Raw genomic sequence first — 13450 nt, forward strand, 5'->3', positions numbered from 1 at the left:
AGGCAGTCTACCCTCCAAATGGCGGGCATTTCCAGGCTTTCGCGTCCCTGTCCTCCGCGCACGCCTCAGATTTCGGCCACGCCTTCCCGCTCGGCCCAGCCCTCCAGGCCGTTGGGCAGACGGATACGGACGAAGCGGCCCGTCTCTTCGAGCAGGCGCACCTTGAGGCCGGCGTGCACCTCGAAGATGGAACGGGCGCCGGGCTGAGGCAGCTCGCGCGCCACCAGCGTGGGCGCCAGCACCACGGCCTCGTGCACCGTGGCCCCCACGTAGGCGTGCGTGGCCACCAGCAGCCCTGACGGCACCGCCACCGCGAAGAGCAGGACCGCCAGCACGCCCACCGCCGTCCGCCGGCCCCGTCCCAGCAACCGCCAGAGCAGCACGAGGACGAAGGCCGCCACCCAGGTGCCCAGGAAGGTCCACGCCACCACCGGGCCATCCGTGGCCGCGGCGACGCGAGGCAGGAAGGCGTCCTCGGCGGTGGCGCCCACCACCTTGTCCACCTGTCGCGCCCGGGCCACCGCGAGGTTGGCTTCCAAATCTGGAGCCTGGCCCCCTTCCTTCCGGGCCTGCTCGAGCGACAGCACCGCGCGGCCCAAATCGCCTTGCGCCAGGTGCGTGGTGCCCAGGTTGTAGAGCACGTCGGGGCCGCCCTGGCCGTTCGCCAGCAGCTTCTCGTAGCCCTCCTTGGCCGCCGCGTAGTCCTCGCGCGCGTAGGCCTCGTTGGCCTTGAGGAAGATGTCCTGCGCCTCTTCCGGCGTGTAGTAGCCGCTCACGCCCAGCCCTCCATGGCCGCCGCGGCGGCATCCATCACCTTCTGTCGCTCGGCCGGGTCACCCCCGCCGCCGTAACGCCCGAAGTCGCACGCCTCCAGCACGAAGAGCACCTTGGCGCGCCGCTCCTCATTCGCGCCCGCCGCTGTCAGCTTCTCGGCGAGCACCTCACGGGTGAGGCCCACCACCGGCATGCCCAGCCGCGCCTCCAGGAAGCCGTGCAGCGCCTTCTCCACCTCGCCGTAGAAGGCCCCCACGTCCCCGCTGGACTGGAGCTTCTCCGCATCCGCCAGACGCTTGCGCGCGGCCTTCGCCTGCTGACGCCCACGCCCCGCCTCGCTGCGCAGCGCCAGCCGCCCGCGCACGCCGCCCATCAGCGTCACGCCCAGCAGCAGCCCCAGCGGGGCCAGCACCGTCGGGACAAAGAAGCCCCGCTTCCACACGGGCACGCCCGGCGCCTCGAATTGGGCCTGGTAGCGCACCGGCCGCAGGCCTCCCGCTGTCAGCACGTTCTTCTGCTCGTTGGCCTGGTCCGACGAAGACTGAGGCGACGCCGAGGCGATGGACGATGCTCCGCCCGCGCCCGCCTCCACCGTAATCGTCACCGGGTCGGTGCGCGACACCTCGTACTTGCGGGCGCGCGGGTCGAAGTAGGTGAACTCCAGCGCGGGCAACGTGAAGCTGCCCGTGCGCTGCGGCATCACCAGGTACTCCATCACCCGCCGGCCCTGCACACGGTGGCGCTGCGGCGACACCTTGTCCGTCGTGGTGGGGTCATAAATCTTGAGCGCGGCGGGGCCCTTCAGCGCGGGGGGCGTGACGTTCTTCACGTTGCCCACCCCTTCCAGGCTGACCTTCACCGTGACGGGCTGGCCCAGCTCCACGCGCGTCTGCGAGACGTCCATGGACAGCTTCCAGTTGCCCACGTGCGCGTTGGGCATGTCCTCCGGCCCACCGGGCGGCAGCGGCTTCACCTTCACCTTGAGCGCGTTGGACACCCGGTGCACGCGGTGGCCGGCGAAGAGGAAGCCGGTGGTGATGTCCGCCTCCGCGGGGGTGATGGACAGCGTGCCGGACTTCACCGGGAAGATGGCGCGGCGGCGCAGCAGGTAGGCGCGGTACGGGATGCCGTCCACCACGCGCTGCTCGCCCGACAGCTGCGTGGGGCTCTCCACCTCTTCCGTCCAGAAGCCCTCCAGCTTGGGCATGGTGACGGCGTCCACGCTGGACAGGTCCACGCGCGAATAGATGTAGAGCGACAGCGTCACCTGCTCGCCCACGTACACGTTGTCCCGGTCCAGGCTGGCGCGCAGGAAGAGGTCGGAGTCCCCACGGGGAATCGTGGGCCGGTCCGGCTCCATCATGTCGCCGAAGGCCTCTTCCATCTGCTGCATCTGCGACTGGATGCTGGAGAAGGGATCCGGCTGCCGGCCACTCCCGCGCCCCGCCTGGCCGGACGGCGGCGCACCGCCCACCCGGCCGGCCTTCACCGTCAACTCCACGGGCTGCGTGCGGTACGTCTTGCCGCGCACCGTGATTTGCGACGGTGGAATCTTGAGCCGCCCCGCGCGCGTGGCCTGCATCACCAACACGTGCCGCGTGACGTCCTGGATGACGGCGGGGCCACCGCCCGACAGGGAGATGGAGCGCTGGCTGCTGCGCGAGCTGGAGAGGATGGAGAAGTCCCCCGACTCCGGCAGCTTCACCTGCGCGTTGGCGGGCGCGTCCACCACCACCACCGTGAGGCGGAAGGTGTCCTCGGTGCCCACCTCCTCACGGTCCGCCGTCTGGTAGAAATCGAGGTCGTCCGAGGCCGCCCACGCCGGCGCGCTGGCCAGCAGGGCGAACACGGCGAACACCACGCCGAGGGCGCTACCAGTCCTTCTCATTCGGCTTCCTCTGCTTCTTCTTCTGCTGGAACCGCCAGAGCTGGAGGTTCTTCTCATTCTGCTTCATCGCATCCAGCAGGCGCTCCGCCTCCTGCCGGTCCAGGTCCGACTGGCTGGAGCCACCGTCCGCCTCGGATTCCTCCGAGTCTTCTTCTCCCGCGCTGCCGCCGTCGCTGCCACCGTCCTGGGGCTCGCCCTCTCCGTCGTCCTGTCCACCATCCGCGCCGCCGTCCGCGCCCCCGTCGCCCTTGTCCGGTGGGCCCTGGTCGCCGCCGTCCGCGCCTCCGTCGGAGCCGCCGTCGCTGCCACCATCACCGTCGCCACCGTCGGCACCGCCGTCCATGCCGCCATCGCTGGCGCCGCCATCCGCGCCTCCGTCGGCACCGCCGTCCGAGCCACCATCGGTGCCACCGTCCTGGGGCGTGCCGCCGTCGCCCTTCGTGCCGCCGTCCTCGCCGGCATCCGGGCGCCCACCATCACTGCCGCCGTCGTTGCCACCGTCCGTGCCGCCATCCTGGCCCTTGTCCTGCGGCGGCGGCAGGTTGCGCAGCACCACCTCGTAGTTGTGGCGGGCCTGCACGTCCTGCGGGTCCAGCGTGAGCGCGCGCCGGTAGGCCTTCAGCGCTTCCTGCCGGTCTCCGGTGGTCGCATGCAGGTTGCCCAGATTGTACCAGGCCTTCTGCCGGAGGTCGGCGCGGTTGGACTCCGTCACCGACTGGAACAGCGCCTTCGCATCCGCGATGCGCCCCAGCTTGGCCATCGCGTCCGCGCGATTGAAGTCCACCGTGACGTCGTTGGGGCGCTCCTTCTTCGCGGCCTCGAACGCCTCCAGCGCTTCCTCGAAGCGGCCCGCCGTGTACGCCTCGCGGCCCTGCTCCACCAACGGGTGGTCCCGCTCCAGCGGCCCCGCGGCCCACACGGGCGACGGCAACGCCAGCGACGTCACCAGGCCCCACGTCAGCCACCGCGCCGCGCGCGTCTTCACGGCGCTCATGGCGACGGCCTCCGGCGCGACGACGGCAGCAGCAACATGCCCAGCGCCAGCAAGGCCAGCCCCGGAATGGCGAACGACTGGAAGCGCTCGTCGTAGCGGACCGTCACCCGGCTCTCCAGCTCACTCTTCTGCATCTGGTCGATGCGCTCCACCACCTGCGACATGGCCACGCCACGGGGCTGGAAGTAGAAGGTGCCCCCGGTGGCCTCGGCGATGGCCGTCAGCCCCGCCCGGTCCAACCGCGTAATCACCGTCTCCCCCGCGGCGTCCTTCTTGTAGTCCACGAACGCGCCGCGCCGGTCGAAGACGGGGATGGGCTCACCGGACTCCGAGCCCACGCCCACCGCCAGCACCTGCACGCCCGCATCCTTCAGCGCCTCGGTGGCCTCCGCCACGTCGCCCACCAGGTCCTCGCCGTCCGTCAGCAGGACGACCACGCGCTCCTTCGAGCCGCGGTCCGCGTTCTCCAGCACCTGCCGCGACAGTCGCAGCGCCGCGCCCACGTTGGTGCCGCCCTGGGGCATCACCTCCGGGTCCACCGCGCGCAGGAACAGCTTCACCGCCGAGTAGTCCGACGTGAGCGGGGACTGGATGAACGCATCCCCCGCGAACACCACCAGGCCCACGCGGTCGCCCTTCAGCTCGTCCAGCAGCGTGGTCAGTTCCAGCTTCGCGCGCTCCAGGCGGCTGGGCTGGATGTCCCGCGCCAGCATGGACTTGGAGGCATCCAACGCCACCACCACGTCGATGCCGCGCCGCTTCGTCAGCTCGCTCTTGGTGCCACACTGCGGCTGCGCCAGCGCGAAGCCGAAGAGCGCCAACCCCAGGCCGTACAGCCCGCCCTGCGTGGCCGGACGCCACACCGACACGCCCGGCGTGAAGCGCTCCGCGTGGCGTTCATGCAGCAGCGCCCGCACGCGCGAGCGGCGCCGCAGCGCCCCCACCAGCGCGAGCAGGCCCAGCGTCATGCCCGCGAGCACGAACAGCAGGAAGAGGGGCTGCGCGAGCCCCGCCTGGTAGCCGAGCACGGTGAAGCGCCAGGGTTCCACGGGCGTCACGGGAAGACCCTCAGGAAGGAGGCGCGCAGGAGCAACTCCAGCGCGGCGAGGCCGAAGGCGGCCAGGAGGAAGGGATGGAACTCCTCGCGGTAGGTGGCGCTGGCGCCGCCCTCCATCAGCTTCGAGCGCTCCAGCGAATCGAGCACCTTCTGGAGTCCCTCACGCAGCTGCTCGGGGTCCGTGGCGCGGTAGTACTCGCCGCCGGTGCGGTCCGCGATGTCCTGCATCAGCTCCGGGTTGATGGGAATCTCCGTGTCACGCCACACGGTGTTGCCGAACAGGTCCGTGCCTTGCGGGAAGGGCACCTTGCCGCCCTTGCCCACCAGAATCGTGTAGATGGGCACCTTCAGCGCCTGGGCCATGTTCGCCGAGTCCATGGGCGAAATCTTCCCGGAGTTGTTGTCGCCGTCGGTGATGAGCACCACCACCCGGCTCTTCGCCTCCGAGTCCCGCAGGCGATTGAGGGACGTGGCCAGCGCGTCACCAATCGCCGTGCCGTCCTCCAGCACGCGCGTGCGCAGCTGCTTCACCACTTCCTTCAGCACGCCGTAGTCCAACGTCAGCGGCGCCTGCGTGTACGCCGCGCCCGCGAACACCACCAGGCCGATGCGGTCGTTCACCCGGTTGGCGATGAACTCGCTCAGCACTTCCTTGGCGACGTGCATGCGGTTCTGCGGACGGAAGTCACCGGCCTCCATCGACGTGGACAGGTCCAACGCCACCACGATGTCGATGCCCTCCACCGACAAGTCCCGCACGCGCGAGTCACGCACCTGCGGCCGAGCGATGGCCAGCACCGCCGCCGTCACCGCCGCCACGCGCAACAGCGGCAACAGCGGCAACAGGTACGTGCGGAAGCCGCGGCCACCCCGGGCGAAGACGTGCGCCGCGGAGAAACGCAGCGTGGCGCGGGCACGCCGCTCCCGCCAGGCCTGCCAGAGCAGCAGCGGCACGAGCAGCAGTCCCCAGAGCGCCTCGGGGTTATTGAACGCGGGGAGCGGCGGCATTGTCGGGAGCCTGGGGCGGCGGTGGCGGAACGTACGTCGTGTCGATGAGCGAGTAGCCGAAGGCCAGCGCGTCGCGGCAGGCGTCGGCGGAGGCATCCGCGCGTGCGTACTTCACCATGTCCGACTCGGACACGAAGCGCATCAGCGCGTCCTCCGGCAGGCCCGGCGTGGACATGCGCCGCAGCGACGCCATCAGCTCGGAGCTGGTGCACTCCAGCGCCTCGAAGCCGTAACGCTCGCCCAGATAACCACGGACGATTTCGGACAGCCGGAAGTAGAAGTCCTTCACCCGGCCGCGCGAAGGCAGGTCCTCCGCCTTCAGCGCGTCCAGCGCCTTGCGGGTGCGCACGTCCAGGGGCAGCGCCGGCACTACCTCCACGTGCTTGGGCCGGTTCCTCCACCAGCGGATGAGCACCCAGGCCAGCAGCGCCGCCGCCAGCACGCCCAGCACCGTGAGCACCAGGCGCCACGAACGGATGGGCACCTCCTCCGGCGGCTTGTAGTCGAAGAGGTCCGCGCCCTGCCCTTCCGCTTCCGGCGGCAGCGTGGACGTCACATCCACCGTGCGGCCCGGCACCGTGAACGCCTTGGGCCCCTCCGGCGTGGCCACGTCGAAGGGCAGCTCGGGCACCGCCACCGAGCCCAGGGCGAAGGCGGACATCCGCACCCGGAACGTGGTGGTCGCAGAGTCCGGCCCGTCCTGGCGCTGGCGCGTCTGGTCCAGGAACTCGAAGTCCCCCGTCTCCTGGGGCACCTTCAGTTCGTAGCGGTGGTCCTTCGGATGGGTGATGACCACCTCGTAGACGAAGGGGTCACCGATGCGGACCTGCTGCGGCTCCAGCCGCACGGACAGGTTCCGCGGTTCGACCTGGTCCGTCGTCGCGGCCGCCGGTGCAGGGGGCTGGGCCCACGCCGGAGCCGCCACCACGAGCCACACCGCCAGCAGGGGGAAGAGCCGGTTCATGCCGCCATCCTCCGGGCCCGCGCGCGGAAGAAGTTCGCCAGCGCCTTGCCGTGGTCATCACCCGCGCGCAGCTCCACGTGGTCCAGCTCCAGCTTCTTGAACAGCTTGCGCCGCTCGTCGCGCGCGGCCTGCATGGCCCGGGCGAAGCGGCCCCGCACGCGCGGGTCGCTGGTGTCGACGACGAAGCGCTCGCCCGTCTCCGGGTCCTCCATGTCCACCAGGCCCAACCGGGGGAAGGCCTCCTCCAACGGGTCCGCCACCACCACTGGCACCAGGTCGTGCTTGCGCCCCACCAGCCGTAGCGGCTTCTCGTAGTCGCGCGCCTGGAAGTCGGAGATGAGGAACGTCACGGCCTTCCGCTTCGCCACCTGCGTCAGGTAGTTGAGCCCCGCGGCCAGGTCCGTCCCACGCCCCTGCGGCTGGAACGTGAGGATGTCGCTCACCAGCCGCAGCACGTGCGTGCGGCCCTTGCGCGGCGGCACCACCTTCTCCACCCGGTCCGAGAAGAGGACGAGCCCCACCCGGTCGTTGTTGGCGATGGCGCTGAACGCAATCTGCGCCGCCACCTCCGCGGCAATCTCCGACTTGGTGCGCTCGCGCGAGCCGAACTCCTTCGACGCGGAGACGTCCACCACCAGCATCACCGTCAGCTCGCGCTCCTCGGTGAAGACCTTGACGTAGGCCTCGTCCATGCGCGCGGTGACGTTCCAGTCGATGATGCGAATCTCGTCACCGGGCTGGTACTGGCGCACCTCGGAGAAGGCCATGCCCCGGCCCTTGAAGACCGAATGGTACTGGCCGGCGAGCATGTCGGAGACCACCTTGCGGGTGCGAATCTCCAGCTTGCGGATGCGGCGGATGAGGTCCTTGGGAAGCACGGGGCGCCTGGCGGGCTCGAGGAGGAAGGGTCAGGGGACTTCGACGCGGTCGAACACGCGCTGGATGATCTTCTCCGGCGTGAGGTCCTCGGCCTCCGCCTCGTACGTCATGGCGACGCGGTGGCGGAGCACGTCGAAGGCAATGGCCTTCACGTCTTCGGGGGTGACGAAGCCGCGGTGGCGCAGGAAGGCGTGCGCGCGCGCCGCCTGGGCCAGCGCGATGGTGGCGCGCGGCGAGGCGCCGAACTGGATGTAGTCCGCCAAATCCTTGAGGCCGTACTTGCTGGGCTCACGCGTGGCGAACACCACGTTGAGGATGTACTCCTTCACCTTCTCGTCCATGTAGATGTGGTGGACGAGCTCGCGCGCACGGACCAGGTGCTGCAGGTCGATGACCCGCTGGGCGCGCGGCGACGAGCCGCCGGACATCCGGTCCATGATGACCTTCTCTTCATCGCGCGTCGGGTAGCCCACCTTCACCTTGAGCATGAAGCGGTCCACCTGCGCCTCGGGCAGCGGGTAGGTGCCTTCCTGCTCGATGGGGTTCTGCGTCGCCAGCACCAGGAAGGGCGAGGGCAACGGGAAGGACTGGTCGCCGATGGTGACCTGGCGCTCGGCCATGGCCTCCAGGAGTGCGGACTGCACCTTCGCCGGGGCGCGGTTGATTTCGTCCGCGAGCACGATGTTGGCGAAGATGGGACCCTTGCGGACGGTGAAGTTCGCCGCCTGCTGGTTGTAGATCATCGTGCCCACCACGTCCGCGGGCAGCAGGTCCGGGGTGAACTGGATGCGCATGAAGGTGGCGCTGAGCGAATCCGCCACGGTGCGCACCGTGAGCGTCTTGGCGAGGCCGGGCACGCCCTCCAGCAGCACGTGTCCGTTGCACAGCAGGCCAATGAGGATGCGCTCCAGCATGTAGCGCTGCCCGACGATGACCTTGCCGGTTTCCTGGTTGAGGACCTCGACGAAGCTGCTTTCCTGCTGCACGCGTTCGGTGAGCGCGCGAATGTCGGTGTTCATGTCGCCTCGTGTCGGACTGGCGGCGGGCAGCCTAGGGTTTACAGGGTATCCGGCTCAACACCGCTGAGGGCCGCGCATTCCAGTATGTTGCCCGTCCGTCCGCCCCTCCTGGAGTGTCCTCCCCATGTACCACTCACAGCCGCCACGCCAACCCCTGTTCCACTCCCGACGGACGGCGGTGTCGAGGAAGCCGGCATGAAGGCCCCCTCGGTGGGGCCGGTGGAAGCCGCGCTGCTGGCCCAGCTGGCCCCGGCGGTGGTCGCGACGGTTCACTGGTTGCCGGGCGGCGGGGCCCTCCGGGTCCTGGAGGCGGGCGCCGGCCCCACGGTGGTGCTGCTCCACGGACGCGGCGGCGCGGCCTCCCAGTGGTTCACCTACCTGACGGTCCTCGCCCGGGGACACCGCGTGCTGGCGGTGGACCTGCCGGGCTTCGGCATGTCGTCCGCCCCCGAAGGCCCGCTGGCCACCGGCGAGGACGCGGCGGCCTTCTTCACCGCCCCCATCGAGGCGCTGCTGTCCCAGCTCGCCCCGGGCCCGGTGGCCGTGGTGGGCCACTCGCTGGGCGGGCTCGTGGCGCTGGAGCTCGCGCTGCGCGGCCGGGTACCGGTGGAGCGGCTGGCCCTGGTGGATGCCATGGGCCTGGGCCCGGAGATGGCGCGAAAAGCCCGCCTCTTCTTCCGCGCCGGTCCCGAACGGCTGGCGCGCTCGCTGGGGCCGTGGGCCTGGGCCCAGATGATGCCGCCGCCCCCGACGCCGCTGGGTGAGCGGCTGGGCGCCCTGGAGTACGAGCTGCTCACCCGCCCGGGCGCCAGCCTTGACGCCACGCGGGCCTTCAACCGGCTCGTGCCCGTGGTCGGCCCTGTCTTTCATCGCGCGGAAAAGCTCGGCGCCGTAACGGCGCCGGTGCTGCTCGTCTGGGGCGAACACGAGGACACCCTGCCCGTCTCCATCGCCGAGCAGGCGGCACAGCGCCTTCCCCAGGCCCGGCTCCTGCGCCTGGACGCAGGCCACAGCCCCCACCAGGAACATCCGGAGCGCGTGCTCCCCGAATTGAAGGCGTTCCTCGCCGCGCCCCAGGAGGGCTAGACCAAGGATTGTGATTCTCGAACGGCTGCCTATGACAGGCTGCCCGCTCGCGATGGTGGCGACCGGCACCAGCGTCCAGGACTCCCTTCGAGGATGTAGCCTCAGCTGGAGTCCGGGCCGCTAACTGCCTGGAACTACGGCAGAGGCCGGCGGAGAAGCCCAGCAGCCGCAAGGTCGCCCGGCCTTTTCCTTGGCCTCGAGTCCTGATGTGCCCCCCTTCTACTTCGTGTGACGCAGCTGGGCTTCCCAGCGCCGGCGCAATGTAGAACGGCGCTCGGGGTAGAGCGCGTCGAGGAAATCCACGCTGAGCAATCGCTCCGTCCTGAAGATCCGAAAGTCCCGACGCAGCTCACACCATGCGATCAACACGCGAACGCCGGTCACGTAGCCTACGAGAATCGGCCACACCGTGCGCTTGCTCGTCGTGCCTTCCGCATCGGCGTAGTGAATGTGGAGCTTCAATTGCTTCCGCGACCACTCACGCAGTCGGCTCAGGTCGACGGTTCCGTCCGGATGCCTCTGCTTCGCCGGCGGAGTGCCCACCACCGGGTCGTCGACCAGCTCGCGCAGGTGCTTCGGTACGATGGCGGCGACCTTCGCCAACACATCTCCCGCTGCTGCCGACAACGTCCTGTCTGCGTTGGCCGCCACCCACTGTGCGCCGAGCACCACTGCCTCGATTTCGCTCGGCGTCAGCATCAACGGCGGCAGGTCGAAGCCGCGCTCGAGCACGTAGCCGACACCCGCTTCTCCTCGAATCGGCACGCGACGCGCCATCAACGCCGCGAGGTCCCGGTACACCGTGCGCTGACTCGTCTCGAGTTGCTCGGCGATCGCGCTGGCCGTCATCGGCCCCTTTGCCCGCCGCAGTACCTGCAGAATCTCGAACAGCCGGTCAGCGCGTCGCATGCGTCCTCTGCGCTATGCCATCGCGGTAAGAATAGCGCAGCTCACGAGGTTGCTGAGCAGGAAGTAGGGAGCGTTGATGACACCGTACAGAACCGGCCGCGGGATGTTCGGGTTGATGGCCACGTTGAACACCGTGGCGACGAGATAGCCGACTCCGCTGATGGCTCCAAACACGAGCGCATTCGACATCGCGTCGATGTGAAACGTTCGCAGCAGAATCGCGTTCGCCACCGTCACCACGAGTCCGCAGAGCAGGGGACCTGCGATGAAAATCGGCTCCGGCTTACGGCCCATGAGGTCGGTGCGCCCGAGCGCCAGCGCATACGGCTTCGGGATGACCCCCATGAACCACGCCGCGCCGAGCATCTGTAGCGCCACGGCCGAGAGAAGAACCGCGAACCAATTGATCGAAAGAGTGAACATCGTGTGCGTCCCCGACTGAGGTGAGACGCATGAAGTACTGCCACCCTGTTGCCACCGTGGTGGCAGCAGAGAATCGCTTGCTTCACGCCGCCGTCGGTCACCACGTACTGGCCCACCAAGGAACGTGATTCACGAACGGCCGCCTGGCGGGCGCCCGGCAGGCAGGCGCCCGACGGCGTTCGGGTGACACGGGCTGGTCCGGCGGTCGGAGCTCGTCCTGGCGGCGCTTGTCCTGGCCTTCCTGGATGGCAACCGTCCCACCGTGTCACCCACGGACACCACCGCCAGGGAGGCTGCCATGAATCACAAGACGCACGAGCGCCATGACCACGTCCACGCCAAGGGCTGTGGCCATCCCGCCATCCAGCACCAGGACCACGTGGACTATCTACACGACGGGCACCTGCACCACCCGCACTCGGACCACACGGACGAATGCACGCTCGCCGAAGACGCGCGCAATCCCGCGCAATGCACGCCGCAGCATGCCTGTGGTGCCCATGAAGCCACGCACCGCCACGGTCCCTCGTGTGGCCACGCGGCCGCGCCGCACGGGGACCATATGGACTATCTCGTGGACGGCCACCTGCATCACCCGCACGACGGCCACTGCGACGACCACGGCAAGGTGCAGGTCCTGAGCTGAAACGAAGACGTGACGGGAGACCTCTCCCCCGGGAGGCCCCGCCCGTCTTCACGCTGGACGGAGGCGTGCCGTCTCAAGCCTGGGACGGCGCGCCCTGCTGTGCCTGCCGGTCCACCAGCTGCTTGCGCACCTCATTCATGTCGAGCGCGCGCACCTGGCGGATGAGGTCATCCAGCGCGTTGGCCGGCAGCGCTCCCGCCTGTTCGAACAACATGATGCCGTCACGGAAGACCATCAGCGTGGGGATGGAGCGGATGGCGAAAGCCCCCGCGAGTTCCGCCTCTGCGTCGGTGTCGAGCTTGCCGAAGACGAGGTCCGGATTCTTCGTGCTCGCCTGTTCGAAAACAGGTGCGAAGGTGCGACACGGCGCGCACCATTCGGCCCACCAGTCGAGGAGGACGATTCCCTCCTTCGAGACGATTTCCTTGAAGTTGGCTTTGGTGATGTCGGTGGTTGCCATGCCCTGACACTGGGCCCTCCCCCCCGGAGGCGCCAGTGTCAGGATGAGGCCAGCCAGGCTCCCCCCAGGGCCCGACTCCCAGTCACCTTCAGCTCAGCGCGGCGGCGGCCCATGACGGGTGGGCCGCCGGGACAGCGGGCGGGCTCAGCCCCAGACGCTCGCCCGGCCCATGAACTGCGCCAGGTCCAGGCGGTTGGACTGCGTCTCGCGGCGGGGGGCCTTCGCCGTGAAGGACTCCAAATCCTGGAGACTGATGTGGACCTCCTTGCTGGACTTGGACTTGCTGGCGCCCTGGTCCACCGAACGCAGCGCCGTGGGGTGGTTGATGAGGAACTGCGCCGCCTCACGGAGCTCCTTCGGCGCGCCGCTGCTCGGGTCCGCCACGCGCTTGAGCTCCGACATGCCGATGTTGTTGTCCCCAGCGCCCTTGCCGCTGGCGTTCATGCCCACGCCCTCGGCGAAGTGGAAGTGGTCCTTGAGCGTCTGGGCCGCCTTGTAGACGTCCATGGGCTCCTGGCGGCCCGCGCCGAAGGGCGGGCGGGACGGAGGGCCGAACGAAGGGCCACACAGGTCCAGCCGCGGCGGCAGGTTGGGACGGTGGGGGTTGGGCAGGCCGCCCGGCCACCGAGTCCGCCGCCGAAGCCGCCGCCGAAGCCCCCTCCGAACCCGGAGCCGAACAGCGACGGACGCTGCGGGAAGCCAGGCCGCTGCGGAGCCCCGGAGTCCGACGCATTGCCCGCGCGCGCCTGGAGGTCCGCCTTGCTCAGGTGCACCTCATTGTTGCCGCCATGGGCCTTGCTGGCGCCCTGGTCCAGCGAGCGCAGGGCGATGGGGTGGTCGAGCACCCATTTCGCGGCGGCGCGGACCTCGGGCGGGAAGCCGCTGTTCGGGTCCGCCACGCGCTTGAGTTCCGACGTCCCGATGTTGTTGTCCCCGGCGCCCTTGCCGCTGGCATTCATGCCCACGCCCTCGATGGCGTCGAAGTGCTTGAGCACCGTCTGCGCCGCCTTGGACGGGTCCATCGACTGATAGGCCGCCTGGTAGCGGTCCGTGGGGCCGCAGCCGCGGGTGTTGCTGGAGAAGCCGCTGCACTGGATGGACTTCGCGATGGACAGGCTCATGGTCGTGACTCCTGATAGCGATTGCTACGATGGTTTGGATTGGGGGCAGGTGGCCGTTTCAGCCGAAAGCCCCGCGCGCTGACTACATGAACATTCTCTGTCGGATACGCACGGTGTTTCGTGCGGTGTTTTTATTTGTTTTCGCGCGCTTCCGAGGGAAACGAACACAAAGCAAAGACAAACAAGCCCACCCGCGAAGCGTCTGGCCATTCAAGGCAAGAC

Annotated in this window: 15 protein-coding genes; 2 read left to right on the top strand and 13 right to left on the bottom strand. The window is 69.3% G+C overall.

Annotated elements, in window-relative coordinates; translation table 11 throughout:
- Positions 1-65 precede the first annotated feature (65 nt).
- From OZ403_RS29785 to OZ403_RS29820, 8 genes are read right to left on the bottom strand one after another with little or no spacing between them, the layout of a single operon-like run.
- Positions 66-776, bottom strand: a complete 711-nt coding sequence (locus OZ403_RS29785) for an SH3 domain-containing protein (RefSeq protein ID WP_140794681.1) — start codon at positions 774-776, stop codon at positions 66-68.
- On the bottom strand, positions 773-2662 hold the full coding sequence (locus OZ403_RS29790; RefSeq protein WP_268782372.1) for a BatD family protein: 1890 nt from the start codon (positions 2660-2662) through the stop codon (positions 773-775). Before OZ403_RS29790 ends, OZ403_RS29785 begins: the two co-directional genes overlap by 4 nt.
- On the bottom strand, positions 2646-3656 hold the full coding sequence (locus OZ403_RS29795; protein WP_140794683.1) for a tetratricopeptide repeat protein: 1011 nt from the start codon (positions 3654-3656) through the stop codon (positions 2646-2648). The genes OZ403_RS29790 and OZ403_RS29795 overlap by 17 nt, the downstream gene beginning before the upstream one ends.
- A complete protein-coding gene (locus OZ403_RS29800) occupies positions 3653-4714 on the bottom strand; it encodes a VWA domain-containing protein (protein WP_090490234.1) in 1062 nt (353 codons plus the stop codon). The genes OZ403_RS29795 and OZ403_RS29800 overlap by 4 nt, the downstream gene beginning before the upstream one ends.
- Positions 4711-5721: a vWA domain-containing protein gene (locus OZ403_RS29805; RefSeq protein ID WP_140794684.1), complete on the bottom strand. Its 1011-nt coding sequence runs from the start codon at positions 5719-5721 to the stop codon at positions 4711-4713. The genes OZ403_RS29800 and OZ403_RS29805 overlap by 4 nt, the downstream gene beginning before the upstream one ends.
- Complete coding sequence (locus OZ403_RS29810) at positions 5696-6685, bottom strand: hypothetical protein (protein ID WP_140856604.1); 990 nt, start codon at positions 6683-6685, stop codon at positions 5696-5698. The genes OZ403_RS29805 and OZ403_RS29810 overlap by 26 nt, the downstream gene beginning before the upstream one ends.
- Positions 6682-7563, bottom strand: coding sequence for a DUF58 domain-containing protein (locus OZ403_RS29815; RefSeq protein WP_140794686.1), 882 nt, complete (start codon positions 7561-7563; stop codon positions 6682-6684). The genes OZ403_RS29810 and OZ403_RS29815 overlap by 4 nt, the downstream gene beginning before the upstream one ends.
- 30 nt (positions 7564-7593) lie before the next feature.
- Positions 7594-8583 carry an AAA family ATPase gene (locus tag OZ403_RS29820; protein ID WP_140794687.1) on the bottom strand — a complete coding sequence of 330 codons (990 nt, stop codon included), beginning with the start codon at positions 8581-8583 and terminating at the stop codon, positions 7594-7596.
- Positions 8584-8778: 195 nt separating this feature from the next.
- Here OZ403_RS29820 and OZ403_RS29825 point away from each other — a divergent pair, with 195 nt between their 5' ends.
- Complete coding sequence (locus OZ403_RS29825) at positions 8779-9669, top strand: alpha/beta fold hydrolase (RefSeq protein ID WP_268782373.1); 891 nt, start codon at positions 8779-8781, stop codon at positions 9667-9669.
- 219 nt (positions 9670-9888) lie between these two features.
- On the opposite strand, the gene OZ403_RS29830 is transcribed toward OZ403_RS29825, so the two are convergent.
- Both OZ403_RS29830 and OZ403_RS29835 read right to left on the bottom strand, forming a co-directional pair.
- On the bottom strand, positions 9889-10578 hold the full coding sequence (locus OZ403_RS29830) for a helix-turn-helix transcriptional regulator (RefSeq protein ID WP_140794689.1): 690 nt from the start codon (positions 10576-10578) through the stop codon (positions 9889-9891).
- A gap of 12 nt (positions 10579-10590) precedes the next feature.
- Positions 10591-11001, bottom strand: coding sequence for a DUF1761 domain-containing protein (locus OZ403_RS29835; RefSeq protein ID WP_140799652.1), 411 nt, complete (start codon positions 10999-11001; stop codon positions 10591-10593).
- A 298-nt stretch (positions 11002-11299) separates the two neighbouring features.
- Here OZ403_RS29835 and OZ403_RS29840 point away from each other — a divergent pair, with 298 nt between their 5' ends.
- A complete protein-coding gene (locus OZ403_RS29840; protein WP_026113776.1) occupies positions 11300-11647 on the top strand; it encodes a hypothetical protein in 348 nt (115 codons plus the stop codon).
- Positions 11648-11720: 73 nt separating this feature from the next.
- On the opposite strand, the gene trxA is transcribed toward OZ403_RS29840, so the two are convergent.
- The 3 genes from trxA to OZ403_RS29855 all read right to left on the bottom strand — a co-directional run bounded on the left by trxA (position 11721) and on the right by OZ403_RS29855 (position 13228).
- Positions 11721-12107 carry a thioredoxin gene (gene trxA / locus OZ403_RS29845; protein WP_268782374.1) on the bottom strand — a complete coding sequence of 129 codons (387 nt, stop codon included), beginning with the start codon at positions 12105-12107 and terminating at the stop codon, positions 11721-11723.
- Between the two features lie 144 nt (positions 12108-12251).
- Complete coding sequence (locus OZ403_RS29850; protein ID WP_140876883.1) at positions 12252-12614, bottom strand: hypothetical protein; 363 nt, start codon at positions 12612-12614, stop codon at positions 12252-12254.
- Positions 12548-13228: a hypothetical protein gene (locus OZ403_RS29855; protein ID WP_268782375.1), complete on the bottom strand. Its 681-nt coding sequence runs from the start codon at positions 13226-13228 to the stop codon at positions 12548-12550. Before OZ403_RS29855 ends, OZ403_RS29850 begins: the two co-directional genes overlap by 67 nt.
- Positions 13229-13450 lie beyond the last annotated feature (222 nt).

This window comes from Myxococcus sp. NMCA1, from assembly GCF_026810205.1.
Lineage (GTDB): Bacteria > Myxococcota > Myxococcia > Myxococcales > Myxococcaceae > Myxococcus > Myxococcus xanthus_A.

Coding starts and splice junctions, on each gene's coding strand:
- OZ403_RS29850 (WP_140876883.1), bottom strand. CDS start 12,614: ATGGACGTCTACAAGGCGGCCCAGACGCTCAAGGACCACTTCCACTTC.
- trxA (WP_268782374.1), bottom strand. CDS start 12,107: ATGGCAACCACCGACATCACCAAAGCCAACTTCAAGGAAATCGTCTCG.
- OZ403_RS29820 (WP_140794687.1), bottom strand. CDS start 8,583: ATGAACACCGACATTCGCGCGCTCACCGAACGCGTGCAGCAGGAAAGC.
- OZ403_RS29855 (WP_268782375.1), bottom strand. CDS start 13,228: ATGAGCCTGTCCATCGCGAAGTCCATCCAGTGCAGCGGCTTCTCCAGC.
- OZ403_RS29790 (WP_268782372.1), bottom strand. CDS start 2,662: ATGAGAAGGACTGGTAGCGCCCTCGGCGTGGTGTTCGCCGTGTTCGCC.
- OZ403_RS29805 (WP_140794684.1), bottom strand. CDS start 5,721: ATGCCGCCGCTCCCCGCGTTCAATAACCCCGAGGCGCTCTGGGGACTG.
- OZ403_RS29825 (WP_268782373.1), top strand. CDS start 8,779: ATGAAGGCCCCCTCGGTGGGGCCGGTGGAAGCCGCGCTGCTGGCCCAG.
- OZ403_RS29795 (WP_140794683.1), bottom strand. CDS start 3,656: ATGAGCGCCGTGAAGACGCGCGCGGCGCGGTGGCTGACGTGGGGCCTG.
- OZ403_RS29810 (WP_140856604.1), bottom strand. CDS start 6,685: ATGAACCGGCTCTTCCCCCTGCTGGCGGTGTGGCTCGTGGTGGCGGCT.
- OZ403_RS29835 (WP_140799652.1), bottom strand. CDS start 11,001: ATGTTCACTCTTTCGATCAATTGGTTCGCGGTTCTTCTCTCGGCCGTG.
- OZ403_RS29840 (WP_026113776.1), top strand. CDS start 11,300: ATGAATCACAAGACGCACGAGCGCCATGACCACGTCCACGCCAAGGGC.
- OZ403_RS29830 (WP_140794689.1), bottom strand. CDS start 10,578: ATGCGACGCGCTGACCGGCTGTTCGAGATTCTGCAGGTACTGCGGCGG.